The 17,032-nt window shown below is 50.4% G+C and carries 13 protein-coding genes; 8 read left to right on the plus strand and 5 right to left on the minus strand.

From position 1 onward, the window contains the following. Nucleotides 1-72 precede the first annotated feature (72 nt). The 3 genes from HMPREF2981_RS07245 (at nucleotide 73) to secA (ending at nucleotide 4,391) form a co-directional block, all read left to right on the plus strand. The gene (locus tag HMPREF2981_RS07245) at nucleotides 73-720 is read left to right on the plus strand and encodes a ComF family protein (protein WP_239668161.1); all 648 of its coding nucleotides are present in this window, start codon (nucleotides 73-75) and stop codon (nucleotides 718-720) included. A 173-nt stretch (nucleotides 721-893) separates the two neighbouring features. Beyond that, nucleotides 894-1,529, plus strand: a complete 636-nt coding sequence (gene hpf / locus HMPREF2981_RS07250) for a ribosome hibernation-promoting factor, HPF/YfiA family (protein ID WP_048779105.1) — start codon at nucleotides 894-896, stop codon at nucleotides 1,527-1,529. A gap of 252 nt (nucleotides 1,530-1,781) precedes the next feature. Next, nucleotides 1,782-4,391, plus strand: a complete 2,610-nt coding sequence (gene secA, locus HMPREF2981_RS07255; RefSeq protein ID WP_070661965.1) for a preprotein translocase subunit SecA — start codon at nucleotides 1,782-1,784, stop codon at nucleotides 4,389-4,391. Nucleotides 4,392-4,465: 74 nt separating this feature from the next. On the opposite strand, the gene HMPREF2981_RS07260 is transcribed toward secA, so the two are convergent. Together HMPREF2981_RS07260 and HMPREF2981_RS07265 are read right to left on the minus strand one after the other, a co-directional pair. Further along, the gene (locus HMPREF2981_RS07260; protein WP_070661968.1) at nucleotides 4,466-5,095 is read right to left on the minus strand and encodes an Rv3235 family protein; all 630 of its coding nucleotides are present in this window, start codon (nucleotides 5,093-5,095) and stop codon (nucleotides 4,466-4,468) included. Between the two features lie 57 nt (nucleotides 5,096-5,152). Continuing rightward, on the minus strand, nucleotides 5,153-6,178 hold the full coding sequence (locus tag HMPREF2981_RS07265) for a LysM peptidoglycan-binding domain-containing protein (RefSeq protein WP_070661971.1): 1,026 nt from the start codon (nucleotides 6,176-6,178) through the stop codon (nucleotides 5,153-5,155). Between the two features lie 195 nt (nucleotides 6,179-6,373). Between HMPREF2981_RS07265 and HMPREF2981_RS07270 the strand changes: the two genes are divergently transcribed. Further along, nucleotides 6,374-6,943, plus strand: a complete 570-nt coding sequence (locus tag HMPREF2981_RS07270) for a hypothetical protein (protein WP_083313892.1) — start codon at nucleotides 6,374-6,376, stop codon at nucleotides 6,941-6,943. On the opposite strand, the gene HMPREF2981_RS07275 is transcribed toward HMPREF2981_RS07270, so the two are convergent. After that, the gene (locus tag HMPREF2981_RS07275; protein ID WP_004005036.1) at nucleotides 6,940-7,170 is read right to left on the minus strand and encodes a helix-turn-helix domain-containing protein; all 231 of its coding nucleotides are present in this window, start codon (nucleotides 7,168-7,170) and stop codon (nucleotides 6,940-6,942) included. The two genes, HMPREF2981_RS07270 and HMPREF2981_RS07275, sit on opposite strands and share 4 nt — an antisense overlap. 338 nt (nucleotides 7,171-7,508) lie before the next feature. Here HMPREF2981_RS07275 and HMPREF2981_RS07280 point away from each other — a divergent pair, with 338 nt between their 5' ends. The 3 genes from HMPREF2981_RS07280 (at nucleotide 7,509) to HMPREF2981_RS07290 (ending at nucleotide 11,492) form a co-directional block, all read left to right on the plus strand. Further along, a complete protein-coding gene (locus tag HMPREF2981_RS07280; RefSeq protein WP_246825381.1) occupies nucleotides 7,509-8,219 on the plus strand; it encodes an SAF domain-containing protein in 711 nt (236 codons plus the stop codon). Next, the gene (locus HMPREF2981_RS07285) at nucleotides 8,220-9,773 is read left to right on the plus strand and encodes a CpaE/TadZ family protein (protein ID WP_070661980.1); all 1,554 of its coding nucleotides are present in this window, start codon (nucleotides 8,220-8,222) and stop codon (nucleotides 9,771-9,773) included. It begins immediately after the preceding gene. A 153-nt stretch (nucleotides 9,774-9,926) separates the two neighbouring features. Then, a complete protein-coding gene (locus tag HMPREF2981_RS07290; RefSeq protein ID WP_048779101.1) occupies nucleotides 9,927-11,492 on the plus strand; it encodes a sensor histidine kinase in 1,566 nt (521 codons plus the stop codon). A gap of 105 nt (nucleotides 11,493-11,597) precedes the next feature. Here HMPREF2981_RS07290 and HMPREF2981_RS07295 read toward each other — a convergent pair whose 3' ends face one another. Beyond that, entirely contained in the window at nucleotides 11,598-11,846 is a 249-nt protein-coding gene (locus HMPREF2981_RS07295; protein ID WP_070661983.1) for a WhiB family transcriptional regulator, read from the minus strand. Between the two features lie 411 nt (nucleotides 11,847-12,257). Between HMPREF2981_RS07295 and HMPREF2981_RS07300 the strand changes: the two genes are divergently transcribed. Next, nucleotides 12,258-12,734 (plus strand): hypothetical protein, encoded by a 477-nt coding sequence (locus HMPREF2981_RS07300; RefSeq protein WP_048779099.1) that lies wholly within the window; start codon nucleotides 12,258-12,260, stop codon nucleotides 12,732-12,734. Between the two features lie 2 nt (nucleotides 12,735-12,736). Here the strand turns inward: HMPREF2981_RS07300 and HMPREF2981_RS07305 are convergent, their stop codons facing one another. After that, nucleotides 12,737-16,492 carry an FtsK/SpoIIIE domain-containing protein gene (locus tag HMPREF2981_RS07305; protein ID WP_246825382.1) on the minus strand — a complete coding sequence of 1,252 codons (3,756 nt, stop codon included), beginning with the start codon at nucleotides 16,490-16,492 and terminating at the stop codon, nucleotides 12,737-12,739. Nucleotides 16,493-17,032 lie beyond the last annotated feature (540 nt).

The following is a 17,032-nucleotide window of genomic DNA, read 5'->3' on the forward strand; positions in this document are numbered from 1 at the left end:
TTAGATGCTGCCGGTACTCGCCGGGCTTTGTGCTCTCGGTGCGAGACTTCACTGAGAAAACAAACCTTTGCCGTGCATACTCCTGTGCTGCAGCACCCCGTACCGGGAGCGGTTGCAGCAGGTATCTATGAGAAAACACTCGCGCATGTAATCCTCTCCATGAAGAATGCGGGTCGTACTGATGCGGTTCCTGAGCTAGCGCGTGGATTGGGCAGGGCCGTGGCAACGATTATTGACCGTGCGCAGGTTCCCGCAGGAACGCGCATCTTATTGATACCCGTCCCTTCATCACAACGTAGCGTGCAGCGTCGTGGTTACGTACCGGCTGAGTTGCTTGTGCGACAGGTAGAACACGAGCTCAATCGTTCTGTAGCTCTGCACAGACGTAAAGTGCGGGTGAAGACACATCATATCTTGAGTTTAGAAAAAGAAAACATATACCAGCGTTTAATAAGACCGAATACAGCAGGACAGAAAACGCTCGGAGCTAGCGCGCGAGCCCAGCGTATGGAGGGAGCGATGCGGGTGTCACCCAGAGCAAGTGTAGCTGGGGCACTGTGCATTGTATGCGATGATGTGATGACTACCGGTGCCACCGTGTTTGAAGCATCACGAGTCTTGCGCCAGGGTGGCGCGAGAGTTCTGGGAGCAGCCTGTGTAGCCGCTGTGTCGATGCAGAAAAAAGTGGACGAGGAAGCCCTTATGGTACACCCGGACTAAGGCTATTCTGCGTTTTGATACACAGTGTTCGTACTACGAAAATAATTGTCATTTCCGGTGACATGCACCATAAGAATGTAATAAAATAATGACAAGGAGCCTCAAGGACGGGCTCCCGGTATCGAACTCAACCGAGTACGGTGCATAACCCCCACACTTTGGAGGGAAATATCGTGGAAGTCAACATCTACGGACGTAATATCAAGATTTCGGATCGTCTTCGTGAATATATCGAAGAGAAGGTCGAAAAGTTCGAGCAGCTTGGCGACAACGTGAGCGATATCGACGTCAAAGTTACTAAAGATGGCCATCTTGGTGGCGAGTCAATTCGTGTTGAGATTACCGTTGTTGGACGTGGACCGGTGCTTCGTGCAGAAGCCCAAGGACATGATAAATTTGCGGTCTTTGATGAGACTTATGGAAAGCTCTTGGAACGCCTGCGTCGAGCACGTGATCGTCGTAAGCTACGCAAACATGGTGGTAAGCATCCTGTTTCTGTCGCAGATGCTACAGGATCGCTTCCTACGGTTACCGAGACGATTACGGAAATTTTGCTACCCGATGTTCCTGTTGAAGAAGCAGCCTTCGACAATAGCGAAGTTACCCTCGTCGATGAAGCAGCTTCACCAATTGAGATTCGTCACAAGAGTTTTGTAGGTGAAAAGCTGACTCCGGCAGAAGCCGTGGATCGTATGGAGCTCGTTGGTCATGACTTCTACCTTTATATTGACAAAGAAACAGGAGCACCGGCAGCCGCATATCGCCGTAAAGGATGGAGCTACGGTATTATCACTCTCACCGAAGAGTAGACGACACTCCTCATTATTAATACTCATTTAGATTTAGAACCCGAAATGCTTTCTTTCAAGCGAGTGTTTCGGGTTCTGCTATATTCCTGTGAGGAAAATAATTATTATTTCTACCCGCGCAGAGCGTAAAAATGAGGACTGTGACTGTCAGATGGATACCTCTGCCCTACAATAGTTAGGAAAGCCTCAAGCCGTGGGCGCATTTTGTGTCGCCCTCATGAGGGGACGAAGACAACAAGGAGTAGAAGCTCAGTGGCATCTTTCTTAGAGAAAATCCTCCGCACTGGCGATAAAAAAATTCTTCGACAGTTAGAAGCGTATAGCGCGGCGGTCGATTCGCTTGAGGATAGTTTCGCGTCTATGACCGATGCCGAGCTTCGCGGCGAGACCGATAAGTTCCGTGCCCGAATTGAGGACGGCGAATCCCTGGATATTATGCTTCCTGAAGCCTTCGCTGTTGTCCGGGAAGCATCTAAGCGTACCCTTGGAAAACGTCACTACAAGGTTCAGGTTATGGGCGGAGCTGCCCTGCATTTGGGAAATATCGCTGAGATGAAAACCGGTGAGGGTAAAACTCTTGTCGCAACTCTGCCCGCATACCTAAACGCACTCAGTGGCAAAGGCGTGCACGTGGTGACGGTGAATGATTACCTTGCCGAATACCAGGCGAATCTGATGGGTCGTGTCTACCGGTTCCTTGGTATGGAATCTGGCGTGATTCTCTCGTCGATGGACCCGGACCAACGCCGTAAACAGTATGAAGCCGATATTACCTACGGTACGAATAACGAGTTTGGCTTCGATTACCTGCGTGACAATATGGCATGGACCGTTGACGAGCAGGTACAGCGCGGGCATAACTTTGCCATTATTGATGAGGTCGATTCGATCTTGATTGACGAGGCGCGTACCCCTCTTATTATCTCGGGGCCAGCTGCAGGTGAGGCGAACCGTTGGTACGGTGAATTCGCGCGCATCGCAAAAAACGTTCTTAAAGAAGATGAAGATTACGAGGTAGACGAGAAAAAACGCACCGTCGGTATTCTCGAATCTGGCATCGATAAAGTTGAAGACCATTTGGGTATTAAGAACCTGTACGAATCCAGGAATACTCCGCTTATAGGTTTCTTGAATAACTCCATCAAAGCGAAAGAGCTGTTTACCAATAATAAAGACTATGTGGTGATCGACGGTGAAGTCCTGATCGTGGATGAGCACACTGGTCGTATTCTTCCTGGACGCCGCTATAACGATGGTATCCATCAGGCTATTGAGGCTAAAGAAGGCGTCGAAATTAAGCCTGAAAACCAGACGATGGCAACCGTAACCTTGCAGAACTATTTCCGCATGTACGATAAGCTTTCCGGCATGACTGGTACTGCGGAGACTGAGGCTTCTGAATTTATGAGCACCTACGAGCTGGGTGTTGTTACTATTCCCACGAATAAGGATGTGCAGCGTATTGACAACCCGGATAAGGTGTACCGTAACGAGGTAGCCAAGTTCAAAGCCGTTGTTAAAGACATTAAGAAACGCCATGAAAAGGGACAGCCTATTCTGGTGGGTACGACGAGCGTTGAGAAGTCGGAGTACCTCTCGCGTCAACTTGCAAAAGAAGGCGTGCGCCATGAGGTATTGAACGCCAAGAACAATGAGCGTGAGGCTCACATCGTGGCTCAGGCAGGGCGCAAGGGTGCCGTAACGGTGGCTACCAACATGGCAGGTCGTGGTACCGATATTATGCTTGGTGGTAACCCAGAATTCGAGGCTGTCGCCAAGATGGCTGAATTGGGTCTTGACCCGAACCGCGATTCTGAAGCATATGAGAAACGCTGGCCCGACATTCTGGAACAGTGCGAGGAAGAAGCAGCGACCGAGCACGATGAGGTAACGGAACTTGGTGGTCTTTATGTGCTAGGTACCGAACGCCATGAGTCGCGCCGCATCGATAACCAGCTGCGTGGTCGTTCTGGTCGTCAGGGTGACCCCGGCGAGTCCCGGTTCTACCTTTCACTCACTGACGAACTTATGCGTCTGTTTAATACCGGCGCTGCAACCCGCCTCATGGCGATGGCTCCGGAAGATTCTTCTCTAGATTCGAAGTTGGTGACACGCGCTATCGCGACTGCGCAGTCAAACGTTGAGTCACGTAACGCAGAACAGCGTAAGAACGTGCTGAAATACGATGATGTTCTTAACCGCCAGCGTGAAGCCATCTATAAGGACCGTTCTCTGATTCTGCACGGCGACGATCTCAAGGAACAGATCTCTGGTTTTGTGGACGAGGTCTTGACGACCGCTATTGACGAACGTGTTAGCGAAGGGCACGCAGAAGATTGGGACCTTGACGACTTGTGGGAGGCTCTTGAGAGCATCTATCCCGTCAGTATTACCGCCGACGACCTGGCGGAAGATGCCGGGGATCGAACCCAGATTACTCGTGACCAGATAGTCAAAGAGATCCTTGCAGATGCGCATCTTGTCTACGATGAACGCGAAGAATCTGTAGGCGAAGATTCTATGCGTGAGATTGAGCGTCGTGTAATGCTCTCGACTATTGGAGAACGCTGGCCTGAACATCTGTACGAGATGGACTACCTGAAAGAAGGTATCGGACTACGTGCGATGGCACAACGCGACCCCCTAGTGGAATACCAGCGTGAGGGCTACAGCATGTACCAGGCTATGCTTGACGCTATTCGCGAAGAGACCGTTAGTTACCTCTTCAATTTGGATTTGTCGAAGCAGCGAACCAAGGCCTCGGCGGTGCAGCTTCAGTCTCCGAGCCGCCCAAAGTTCTTGCAGTACTCTGCACCCAATGAAGAAGGTGGCACCGATGTTCGCGTAGAGAACGCTGACTAGCAGCTTCATCACTATTTTCATCATGCATGTGGGCACTCCCAAAAGCTTGGGGTGCCCACATCTGGTTATGCGGTTTAGATAAAGTGCAGTGCAGTAATATACCACCCGCCGTAGCGAGCCTGCACCCGCATTGCCATAGCCCTGGTTACAACACCGTCCGTGAGAATAATACATGCCTCATATGTCTCGTCATTAAGTCTTTGAGCACGGCTCCGCGCTACGTGCGGGGTCTTGGTAAAAGCGAGATAACTAGCATGTTGCTCTTGCGAGCAACGGCGCTGTTCCAACGCCGTGAAGCATTCGGGTGATAGCCAGTGTTTGAACTGCTGTGCGGATCGCTTTTTCATAAGAACCTCAAGAACCGCTAAACCTATGCCTGCGCAAAGCGACTCAATGCGTAGGGTTCCAGAATCGGAACGCTTAAGAGGTCGCCCGTGAGATGCACTTTTCCGGGAACGAATGCGCGCCCTAACAGCGGTGTTCTGTGGCAACATATGGTGAGCTTTTCTATTCTGTTGATCTTGAGCATACATATTGATCGGGGAGAGGACTACTCCATATTGTGATTGGACAAGATTTCCTGGCGCGGTCGATGGTGGTACATCGGGAATATCATCCTGTTGCGCTCTGGCGGCTGCTTCTTCGAGAAGATGGCTCTCGATCTTCTTGGAGAGATCGTGAAGAGAAATATTGATAGCGGTCATGATTTAGCTCCTTTGTATAGTGGTTGGGCATATCGGTCGAGAAGAAAAATAGCGTACTTATCGGTCAGGCAATGTGAGAGTTTGACCCGGATATAGGATATTGGGGTTATCCCCCATAACGTCCAGGTTGGCGGAGTGGATTCTCAGGGAATATTCCAGAATCTCCGGAGGAGAGGCATCGTCGCTCAGCTCGTGGCAGGCAATGGACCAGAGAGAATCACCCACAACAACTTGGTGGCTGGAACGCGTAGTGTGGTTTCGGGATGCTGGTGCTACCTCTCTGGAAGGTGCGCCTTCTCGTTGACCGCCGAAGAACGGGCTCAAATTCTGATGTTCTGCTTGAGGCTGGGTTGTTGAGGGAACCGTCGGTTCGGCAGATATGTTTGGCGGCGGTGTACCATAGGGCTGCGCGTAGGGTGAAAGACTTGGACGTTGCTGCTGGACGGGTACTGCCGGGCTCTCAGAAGACTCATGAGGAGAAGCGGAGGCTCCAGTAGCCTGCGGAGATGAGGCAGCAGCCTGGTAGAACGGAGAGTTCTGAGACGGTACCTCTTGAGGGGTTTCTGCGGCTGACTCCTGCGGTGAAGCATTCGCCTCCGTGCTGGGCGTAGAATTTTCCACAGATGCCTCTGACGACGACGAAGCCGAGTGGGCAGCAGGGGAATCCGAAAGCTGAGACGGCGCAGATATTGCAGGGCTGCTGATATTCGGATGCGCATCTGCGGCCTGTGCAGGTGCAAATGCCGCGCTAAGACCTAATGCTGCACCGCCTAGAGTAAGAATAGTGTTGCGTATATACCGGGGGAGCAGAAAAGTTCCACGATCCTCACGGTGATACAGACGTATGGAACCGGCTCTGACTTTCAGAAGGTATCCAACACCGAGGATAACGCCAAGAGCCCACCAGAGCATGACGGCTGCAGAGAGGACTTCAACGCTTATCATCATAGCGTTTTCCAAACCCGTCAAAGATACAGATATAACGCGAACACTATGCGCTAGCACCCCTGAGAGAACGGATAGCGTGGGAACGCCGATGCTAAGCACTCCATCAAGGACGCTCATCTGAGCTTGTGACTTCATCGTATTCCCCCTTGGCGTTGGTAGTCGTTGATGTCCTTATATGTTATATTTACCCCGCCTACATAGTCGGTGTAAATCTGAAGGGGAGAATCTTAATCATTTAGTAATAATTCTCGAAGAAATGCTGATTTTTCGGGCTTGTGGCGGTGCAATATGCCTCAAAACCTTAGAATGCAGTAGGCTCATAGCATGAGAATGCAACGATTATTCCGAGATTTAGACATACAGTTTGAAGCGGAACAGCTTCGGACTCTTGAGAACCAGGCACAACGACGTGCCCGCATGCAGTATCTGGCGGTGACCATGCGTGAGCGATGTGCGGCTCAACATGGGAGCAGGATAAAAGTCTGTGGCACGGATGGGACGGTTCGTGAAGGGTGTCTTGAAGCGATTGGTCAGGGGTGGATTCAACTCAGCATAGGACGAGAGAATATCCTTATTCCAGAATCGAGCATCCTGTGGTGGGAGTGCGAAAATCAAGCGGCAAAGGTCAAGGTTGATGTGCAGGCTCGTGCCTATAGGTTCAGCACGTCTGATGCTTGCTACGCCTTGATGATGGCGCAAGAGCCAGTGCGGGTATCTTGTGATTCGCCAGTAAACACGATGTTTGAAGGTGTTATCGCACGAGTTGGGGCAGACTTTATCGAAATGACGTTATCTCCATGCGAACCTTATTCCGCATACTCCAATGCGCTGGCATATAAAGAACGGGGTGTGAGGATAATCCCCACATCCCACATATGCGCTATTGTGACGGTCAATTAGTTGGCTTTGATTTTCGTCATTTTGCCGGAGGCGATGGCTTCTAGTGTCTGTTCGTGGCGTTCGTTAATGTACTCTTCGAAGCGTGTGCGCTCAATACGCCATTGGTTGCGACCACCAATTTGAATTGCTGGTAGTTCACCGCTACGAACGAGTGCTCGTACCTGGCTCAACGACACCTGCAACTCTTCGGCGACATCGCTGAGTGTCAAAAAACGTGGTGCAGACATGGTAAAAAATCCTTCCGCTACAGAGTCTTTGGGTCCCTTTGTGCTCTTGGGGGAGCAGCTAATGTGTAGTTTCAGTATAGTCTACTAAATAGGCTTATGCCAGCTTATTTATGTACATAAGCCTGAAAAAATTATCTAGCTGCACATCTCATATTCATAGGTTTGTAGTTTAGATATTATGCACGCAAAGAGATGATATCGCGCTCAAAGTTGTAATAATTGCTTTCAAGGTGTGCAGTGTGGTGCTATATAATTTAGGCGCTTGCTCCCTGATGAAAGCGCAGAAAACAGCTACAAACCGCTAGGGTAGCGACACTTCCGGATGAAAGGTCTATGCAGTGAAGCATAATAAAATATCCAGAACGAATATGCATCAATCTGAAGAAAGTAGTATGCGTATGCACAAGCCGGGTTTTAAAGACCCGAAGCTTATTGTTGGTCTTATCTTAATTCTGATTTCAATAGCGGGAGTTATTGGAATTATTAGAATTAATAATCAGACTTATACATATTACACTGCGAAGAATGATATTTCTATTGGGCAAAAGATTACTCCAGATATGCTGATTGAAAAACAGGTTAATCTGGGTGATAGTAAAGATCGCTATCTTTCACGTGAGCAACTTGAATCAGGAAAGTATATCGCTGTGCGGCAAATTCCTGCGGGGGAGCTTATTAGCTCGGCATCTGCACACGAGAATATCCAGGAGCGCAGACGGCTTGTTACGGTAACCCTTGATCGTGGAATAGCTTCTACTTTTAAAGCTGGCGAGCGTGTGGATATTTGGGTCATCTCCTCCGGCAAGGAAAAGCAGAAAGTGCCTGAGGGCGAAGGTAAAAACGAGGATAATGAGTCTGAACAAAAACCTCTTGTTCAGAATGCAGAAATATCAACTATTGCGGTTGATGAAGGAGTTTTGGGTGCGAACGGGCATGCCAATGTACAGCTTTGGATAGAATCCGAAAAGCTACCGGATATTCTGCATGCCATGTCATCAGAGACAAAAATTACCCTTGTGCCTATTGAGTATAAATCTGAGGGGAACTAAGTGATCCATAATATCCCTCTGGTACTTTTAGGAGACGACGGTACCATCCTGAACGCTATCGAATCTCAACGGGGGCGTGTTAGCATTGCTCGAAGCGCTCATACTTTTGCGGATGCTTTAGGCTATGCCCACGCCGGAATAGCGTGTGCTATTCTCAGCGTGGGTCTGCCCCAGGAAGCTACCGTATCTATTCTGCACGAACTGGACGAAGCAGATGTAAAATTTATTGCTTTGGTTCCTGAAGATACTCCGCTTCCGGATCTTGTTATGCCTCTTGCAACAGATACGGAACCGCATCAACTGCCAGCAATAGTGGAAAAACTACTTGATGAGGCATCTGCTGAGCCTGAACAGGAACTCGGCATAACTCCTCAAGACGCGGAGAACGGGTATGGGTACGACTCGGGATATTCCGGACACTACGGATATGATACGCAGAATCTCTACAACGGGTCAGGAGAATACCTGCATCCCGATACTTCTGGATACGGCTATGCTCTAGTAAACTCGAATAGAAGCCAGACTGAACAAAGCAGCATGGACTTTCCATTGTCTTGCCCTTCGCAAGAGCAATTAAAAGCGTCGCAGCTTCAGGAGGGTTACGAAGCCTCTGTTTACTTTGAAAGTAATATGCAGCAGCCGACGCTGAACGAACTTAGAGATTCGCCCCGACAATACTATCCACAGTTTTCTGGGCCTCAACCCGAGGCCGTAGAAGCTGAAAATCGAGGAACTATTGTTGCTGTGTGGGGTACAGGGGGAGCGCCTGGGCGTAGCACTTTAGCGCTTAATCTAGCGAACTGCGCTGCCGCTGAGGGGATGCGTGTATGCTTAGTCGATGCCGATACCTATAACCCCTCATTAAGTCCTCTTTTAGGTCTTCTAGACGATTATTCTGGTATCGCACAGCTGTGTCATTTTATCGAGCGTGGGCAGCTTGACACCCAGATTAGCGATGAGGCAATTAGCACTCTGCGGGTGGGAAAGTATTATCTTGATTTTTTGAGCGGTATCACTCGTCCCGATCGCTGGCCTGAGCTGCGAACGCGTGCGCTCCGCGATAGTATAAAGTGGCTTGCGCATCGCTATGATGTCATTATTCTTGACACAGCAGCATGTCTTGAGTCAGATGCCGAGCTTGGTTTTGCGCAGTCTGGTCCCCGCCGCAATGGTGCTGCTATAACGGCTCTTGAAATGGCGGATCATATTGTATTACTGGGAAACGCCGATATTATCGGTATCCCTCGAACGATCCGTGCGTATGACCAAATGCATGAAGGCGCCTGTACGCTTCGTGATACTGCCAAGGTTCATATCTGGCTCAACAAGGTTCGTACTGAGGCAACCGGACGGGACGCGGAACGAGAACTGGCGAATACCTGGCAGCGTTTTGGGCCGCGAAACCCTATTTCGGGGTTTTTACCGTATGACCGGAAAACCGTGGATCGGGCATGGTTTCGTGGGCAGACTCTTCTGGAGTATGCGCCCAGAAGCCCGCTTATTGTTGGGATTCGCAAGCTATACACATCGTTGGGTCTTAGGAAACTGAGGTGAGCCTTTTCTCGGGATACGAAACCGAAAAGTAACAATAGGGTCTATTGCGCATGAATACGGCGTAAAAACTATAAACTCTCCACGTCATATATCCAGAAAACATGGTTGAACCGTAGAATAGGTTAGACGTATTCAACTTCTTGGGAGAGCCCAATGTCTTTTACAGAGAGTAATCTCAGCCCTGGTGGTTTCGGTCCTGGTGATACCGAGTGGATTCACCTCATCATCGGGGAGTGGCAGATTATTGCCGATATTGCTCAGAGTGACCTTGTTGTATGGTTCCCCACTGACTATGTGGTGGCTGATGGGAGCGGGCCGGATAGCGTTTCTGGACCGTCGGCGTCCAGCGGGTTTTCAGCAATAGCACATGTGCGCCCGTCTAACGTTCACACTCTGTTTCATCACGATATTGTGGACCACACCATGGACGATAATATCTGCGATGAAGCACGTAAATCTTGGCATACCCAGAAGATTGTCCACCATGTTATGGAAGCCGGGCCCAGTATGCGCCCTGGAGTGAAAGTGACCTTTGTGCCGATAGTGCGTAATAGCCGTACTATTGCGCTTCTGAGTATGCATACGATTCCCACTGTAGTGCGGGCGTCGTCTCAAGCTGAAGAAATCTATAACTGGGTTACTGAGAATATGCTGGAGATGATTCACCTTGGTATTTGGCCTGATCCTCTGGCGCAGGAGAATAATACTCGTGGTAATCCGCGTGCTATTGATGGAATTATCGTCATTAATCCACAGGGTCAGGTCGTTTTGGCCTCACCCAATGCAAACTCAATGTATGCGCGCTTGGGGCTAGGTGACCATCTTGAGAACCTCAACCTGGCGGATGTTACCCGAGATATGCTTCCTTCTGGGGAGGAAGCTGATGAGACTTTGCAGCTCGTTTTAGCGGGCCGTGCGGATATACGTACTGAACTTACGATTGGCCGCACCCGAGTAACGATGCGTTCTATTCCGCTCGTGCATAGCACTACTTTTCGGGTGGAACGTCGTGGTGCACTTATTTTGTGCCGTGATGTCACGGAACTGCGTCGCCGCGAGCTGGAGCTTATGACAAAAGACGCAACAATCCGAGAGATTCACCATCGTGTCAAGAATAATCTTCAAACGGTTTCGGCGCTTTTACGGTTGCAATCGCGACGTATGACAACACCTGAAGCAAAGCAGGGACTGGAACAAGCTATGCGACGCGTGGCTACAATTGCAACGGTGCATGAAGCCCTGTCACAGGGGTTAACGCAGAGTGTAGATTTTGATGAGCTTATCGAGCGGCAATTCCATATTGCTGCCGAGCTCGCTTCTCCCGGGCAGACCGTAGATACAGAGCTCTTGGGACACTTTGGGCTACTTCCCAGTCAATTTGCCACTCCGCTTGCCCTAGTTATCAACGAGGTTGTTGCAAATGCTGTGGAGCATGGACTGAACGGTGAAACTGGGCGCGTGACTCTTGAAGGGCGCCGGAATATCAATGAGCAGGGGGATAATACCCTGACCGTTATTATTACGGACAACGGTAGAGGTATGGGGAATGACCCCATCGAAGAATCTGGTGCGGATGCATACCGGCCTACAGCGGAGCATGAAGGATTAGGAATGCAGATCGTACGTACGCTAGTTGCCAGTGAGCTTAACGGCTCGATCCGTTGGGAAGCGAATGAGCCTTCGGGCACGCGCGTTATTATCAACGCCGTCTTGAGTTAGTACGACGTAGTACTGTGGTATGAAGAAAATAGCAGAAGCTCGGTGTCACTCCTACCGGAAGTAGGAGTGACACCGAGCTTCTGCTTTGAGAATACGCGCTTATAGTTAGGAAGCACGGCGGGCACGAGCGGCGCGGCGTTTCATCGCACGACGCTCATCCTCGCTGGTACCTCCCCAAACGCCAGAATCTTGACCGGTTTCGATAGCCCATTTGAGGCATACGTCAATAACCTTGCACGAGCGGCAAACAGTTTTTGCCTCTTCAATCTGCAAGAGAGCAGGCCCGGTGTTTCCAACAGGGAAAAATAGTTCTGGATCCTTATCCAAGCAAGCAGCACGGCTACGCCAATCCACAGCTGGACCTCCTTCTATCTTATGGTTTGCTCGTGCTTCGCTACTGCACGGTAGCTGACAACAAGCGATAACTTAACTTGTTCTGTGTGCGTGTAGGCAAATCTTTACGTCAATGAGTGGTGCAAAAATTTGACTTATCAACTTTCGCATGGATATTCCTCTCTGACAAGGGGTTTTTCGAAAAAAATCTTAAAATTTTGGAGGTTTGCATCACTTAGGGTCTCCTTGTATCTAAGTTTCAATACTTAAGAAACTCCTATAACTATGTTCAAAAATCATGAAAAAAGAGCAAATTACGTGAACTTCTACGAATGCACGACATAAAACGTCAGACCATGCGTGTTTAACGACTGCCAGTTAGAATTAAAAGCCTATAAGCCTCGCATCTGAGCCCACCGCAAGGAGAGTACGATGGGGAAGACCACCAACACGATGAAAGCACGCGTCACCGTACCGATTACTGTAAAAATAACCTCCGGTATATTAGGATTTTTTGCCGTCGTGCTTGTGTACCGCGGAATTATCGCCCCCTTCATCATGAATGACTCTGAGAGGAACGCAGATCGTATCGTCAACAGTCTCATTCAAGTTGCTTTGGGGGTAGGCATCATGTTCTGCGCTGTTCGTTTCTATCAGGGACATGCTCGTGTCTGGGTGATGCTCATCAGCCTGTGTGCTGCTTTTGTAGGTGCTTCTAACCTCTCCATATACTTTAGTCTTACCCCAGAAGTACAAGCTGCTGCCGTAACATTTTTAGTGATTAACTGTGTGGAAATTCTCTTAGCTGGAACGGCATTCGCGCTCCTCTTCACCCGTGCAACCCGAGAATATACACTCAAAGTTACTGAGGAAGAGGAACGAGAATTATCCCGTTATGCGGGTCGATAAATTTACTCTTGATAAGCCTGAACGGCATCATGTACAGACTGATACACCTCATCGGGAACCTGAAAAGCCTGTACACGGCCCGCATCCACAAGTGCTCCGCGCCCAGCCGGTAACATCCCCTCGGTATACATATCGCGTGGGATCTCATGCAAAGAACAAATGTCCCCATCAGAGATAGAGGCAGGAGCCAGAAGAACCGCTCGCGAGCATCCAGAAAGTGCCGTCAAAATGGGGGATGAATGCCACCGGGCCCATGGCGTATATGCTACCCAAACAGCCCTGAAACGCGGCCCGAGATCAAGAAGCACCTGCTGAGCGGCTGCCGGTATATAGGCAAGATCATCGATGAGAATCAGAGTTTTCTCGGGATCTTGTACCGACTTGCACATCTGGCGAATTTTCTGGCCGTCGGGTGGGGTGTTCCCATTGATGTAGAGAGCTCCCAGATGCGGGTTAAGCATTCGAAGCGCAGAGAGAAAATGCGTTTTACCTGAGGCCCGGGAACCCACAACGGGTATAAAAACGCCTTCCTTGGCCTGAAGAAAGCTAGGAGTGCCCGTACGGGAGTAGCCGCACAATATATGTGTTCCCTGGGCGTTGTAGCCTCTATGCCACGTGACGATTGTCTCTAGCTGTGGCATGGGAAAAGTCCGCGGGAACTGACGGAGTGAGAGCGACTTATTGCATGAAAAGTCGGAGTTACCCGATTGCAGCTCGATGATATTTTCACATGAGGTCACGACAGGGCACAACGTTGATGCTTCCAGAGGAACATCACCCACAAGGGCGGTATTGAGCCCGCCTTCGATCGCAAAATGTGTGGCGTTCGGTAGAGGATAGCTCTTAGAAGACTTGCGCAGTAAATCCGATTCCACAAACCTGCGGCTGAGAAGGGTTGAATATGCGACCGAATTGAACCTGCCTCGCAGAGGAAGAGCTGAGGTAAAAACAACCTGGTAGCCCTCACGGTGGCTCTGAGCCAATACATCGTAGAGATATGATTCCGTCTGGGGGTCTCTCATGAGCATTTCAAGCCATCCGTCAACTCCGTCGCAGATGAGCAGAGGCTGCTGATGCTGAGCCCTCTGTTCTGCAGAATGTTGAGTCGAGCGTATTTTTTCGAGGCAGAATCGAAGATGCTGAGGCTCATGGGGGCCAACGAGTACGGCAAGACTATCTGCGTACGAGTGCAGGCGTCGATGATACCCTGCATCTGAGGTGAAAACATAGACAGGGTTCTGCCGCTCAATAGCTTGGGCTATGAGCGCGTTTGTGATTGCGGTGCGTTCGGAAACAGTTCCTAGCACGGCAAGGGCGCCCGGATGCGCCTCCAAATCCAACCGAATAGGCTGCCGTTTACCGTACTGTGGGATTTCGACGGTGCCCAAAAGGTAACCGCGCCTACGTGCGCCGTCTGAGCCGAGGATTTGATGAAGACCAGTATCAAGCAGGGTACGGGTTAGAGGAAAATTCTCCGGTAATGCTTGCGGTATAGGAGTATACCGTGCGCAGGTATAAGCAACACTGCTCGAATTTTGCTCGGAATGGTCAACAAACGCAGGGCTCTTGTGTGAAGACAGGTATAAGTCACGAATACTATGCACGGCACGGGTTAGGAGCTTATCCTCACCTTCGGCTGGAACTTGTTGTACGGAGGGTGTCTTGTTTAGGGGAACCCATCCCGGAGTCTCCCACCGATACACTTGTTGGAAGTCCGCATGTTGCTGCGGAAGAGCGTCCACAAGTGGGGCACGGAAAGCTAGAATACGACCATCTGGAAGACTGACATATCCCGCTCCGGGAGAGGACGCGGAAATATGCGCGGCCTTTTCATGCCCTAAGAGATTGTATGAATCCTGTGCAGATGCCACACGCAAACAGATATTTGTAGCAATATTGGCCCGAATATCCTGTGAAATACTTCCCTGAGGTCGTTGAGTTGCCAAGAGCAGGTGAATACCTAAGGAACGACCAATAGTAGCGATGCGCATTAGCTCGGTCATAGCATCCGGCATAGACTCAACGAGCATACGGAACTCATCAACCACAATCACAACTTCCGGGTACTGTGGTATTTCGCCCGTTGAAGCGCACAACCGCAGGTAGTCATGATAAGAATTTACCCCTAAGTTGCGTAAATCAAGCTCACGTCGGTTCACATCGGCACGTAAAAACTCAAGCGCGCGGCGAACGGCGGCAACATCGAAATCACTCAGCAAACTGAGGGTATGGGGAAGCTCAGCCAGAGGGCCAAGCCCGGCGGAGCCCTTAAAATCTACCAGAATAAGCCCCAGCCGTTCTGGGGAATATCGCAGAGCCGCACTGAGGATGAGCGAACGCAAAAGTTGAGATTTTCCTGCGCCGGTGGTGCCTCCCAGAAGCCAATGTGGGCCGTGCGTTGTGAACCCAATATCGCAAAATCCTTCGGTGGTGGCCCCTAAAAGACAACTAATATCCTCTGCGTAGCGGTTGTGTTCCCACCGCTGAAGGCACTGCTCGTAGAGGAGATTCGTAGACTGCTGGGTAAGCTCAGAGAAAGCAAGCGTGCGTGCATGGACCGAACCGGTGCCGTGTCCTGACCCTGCGGGAGATGACGCCTGGACCGCAGATAAAGCCCCCAAAGTACGAATGTATGTGTTAGTACTGAGCCCATCTGCTATAGCACATATATCGTGCAGGTCTAAGGGGTGGTTCTGAACGATCCCTTCGTGAGGCATAAGTCCTGCGTGCTGAGAAGAGCCGGTGATTTTGTGGGCTGTATCATCAGTGATGCTGCCGCGAAGCAGATATTGCACAGATTCTAGGTAATCGCCGTGGGTATGTACCTGCAGATGGGATATATGGGTGAATACCGAAGCAGAGCGAGGTGAATCGATGGTTCCACGGGCGATAGGCATGTGAACAATGCATAACCTTGCCCCCTGCGCGGCTCGTTTAATCAACGCAGCCGGTATGGAACGCACTAGTGATGCGGAAATGATGAAAAGCTGGTCGTCTCCAGCCTCCTGTGAAGTCGATAAGGCTGTTCCTGGACGTTCTGCAGCATCACATATCTTTTCGAGAATATGGTGAGCCTGAGACGCACCCTCGTGAAGAAACACACGGGGGCAGACACCTAAGGAACGCAAAGCACCGTAAAGCGGTGTTTCGGCATGCTCAGCATCGGTTATGACCGTGATGGTATCGCGTGCATGGGCTACAAGCTGTACTAAATAAGCATGAAGATGTTCGGCACGCAGCGATACGTCGTGAGGTAAGCCTGGTACTGGGACCGGAATATAATGTGGAGCCTGTGGATGCGGAGAAATCTTCTCAAATCGTACGTTTCGCCCCGAAATATAGGGGAGACGAGGACCGTATCCTAGGACTACAGCAGGTGACCGTGCAGCGTCAGGGGCCGCTGCGTGCAACAGTGTTCCTGCTGTCGGCAGTGCCTGTGCTCGTTCTAACTCTTGCTTTGCGCTGCTCTTCACCAACGCAGCGGCACTGCGGTTTTCCGCTCTGCCCCCGAAAAAATGCATCAGCATAAAAAGTGAAGAAGCCACAGACATGAGCAAGAAAATCCACATACCTGTAAAAAGGGCGAAGGCCACGCCCGCCACAAGCGGTAACAGGATAGTCATCAGCATCATGCCCAGTTTTCGGGGAGCGGGCGGATTAACAATAACCGGAGTAAAAGGCGAAGAATCGTGTGAGGGCGTGGGAAGCTCCGGGGTTTTTCCGGGAGGACAGATGACACACAGTGAAGTACCTACCATAAAAGGTTTGTTCCACTGTAGAATTTGAGGCTTTGGGCGCGCACGGGAGCCGGTTCTTTGCGCAGTCCTCTCCGGCTCTAGAACCCTGAGAGTCACTCCTGAACCAGAAGCATCAAATTCGGCGTGGCGTGGCTTGATATATGGATCATTGAGTGAAATACCGCTACGCGTTTCGGAGCGTCCTAGAACGGTTAACCCACGAGGGAGTGAGAAAGAGCGGCCCGCATCCGGTCCCCGAAGTACGCAAAGAGTACTAACCGATGCTGGTCTCTCATCGGAAGGTTGCTCGGGTTTGAGCCAGGCTCCATGTACCAGAGGTGCGGCTGCAGCCACGCAATCTTCTAAACGAGTGGAATCACCGCTAGGAGAAAAGACGCTATATACATTTTTAGAGGGCGAAATTATGTGTTGTACCTGTGCCCCCGAGGTCTGTTCGGAACATTCAAGAGATAAGAGGCTTGGATAGAAATCGTGATCAGTCAAGCGCTCCTGGGCGCTTGCATCTGCGATATCAGGGGTGTGGAAAAGCCGAAGTTTCAT

This window comes from Rothia sp. HMSC069C01 (assembly GCF_001814655.1).
Taxonomy (GTDB): Bacteria; Actinomycetota; Actinomycetes; order Actinomycetales; family Micrococcaceae; genus Rothia; species Rothia dentocariosa.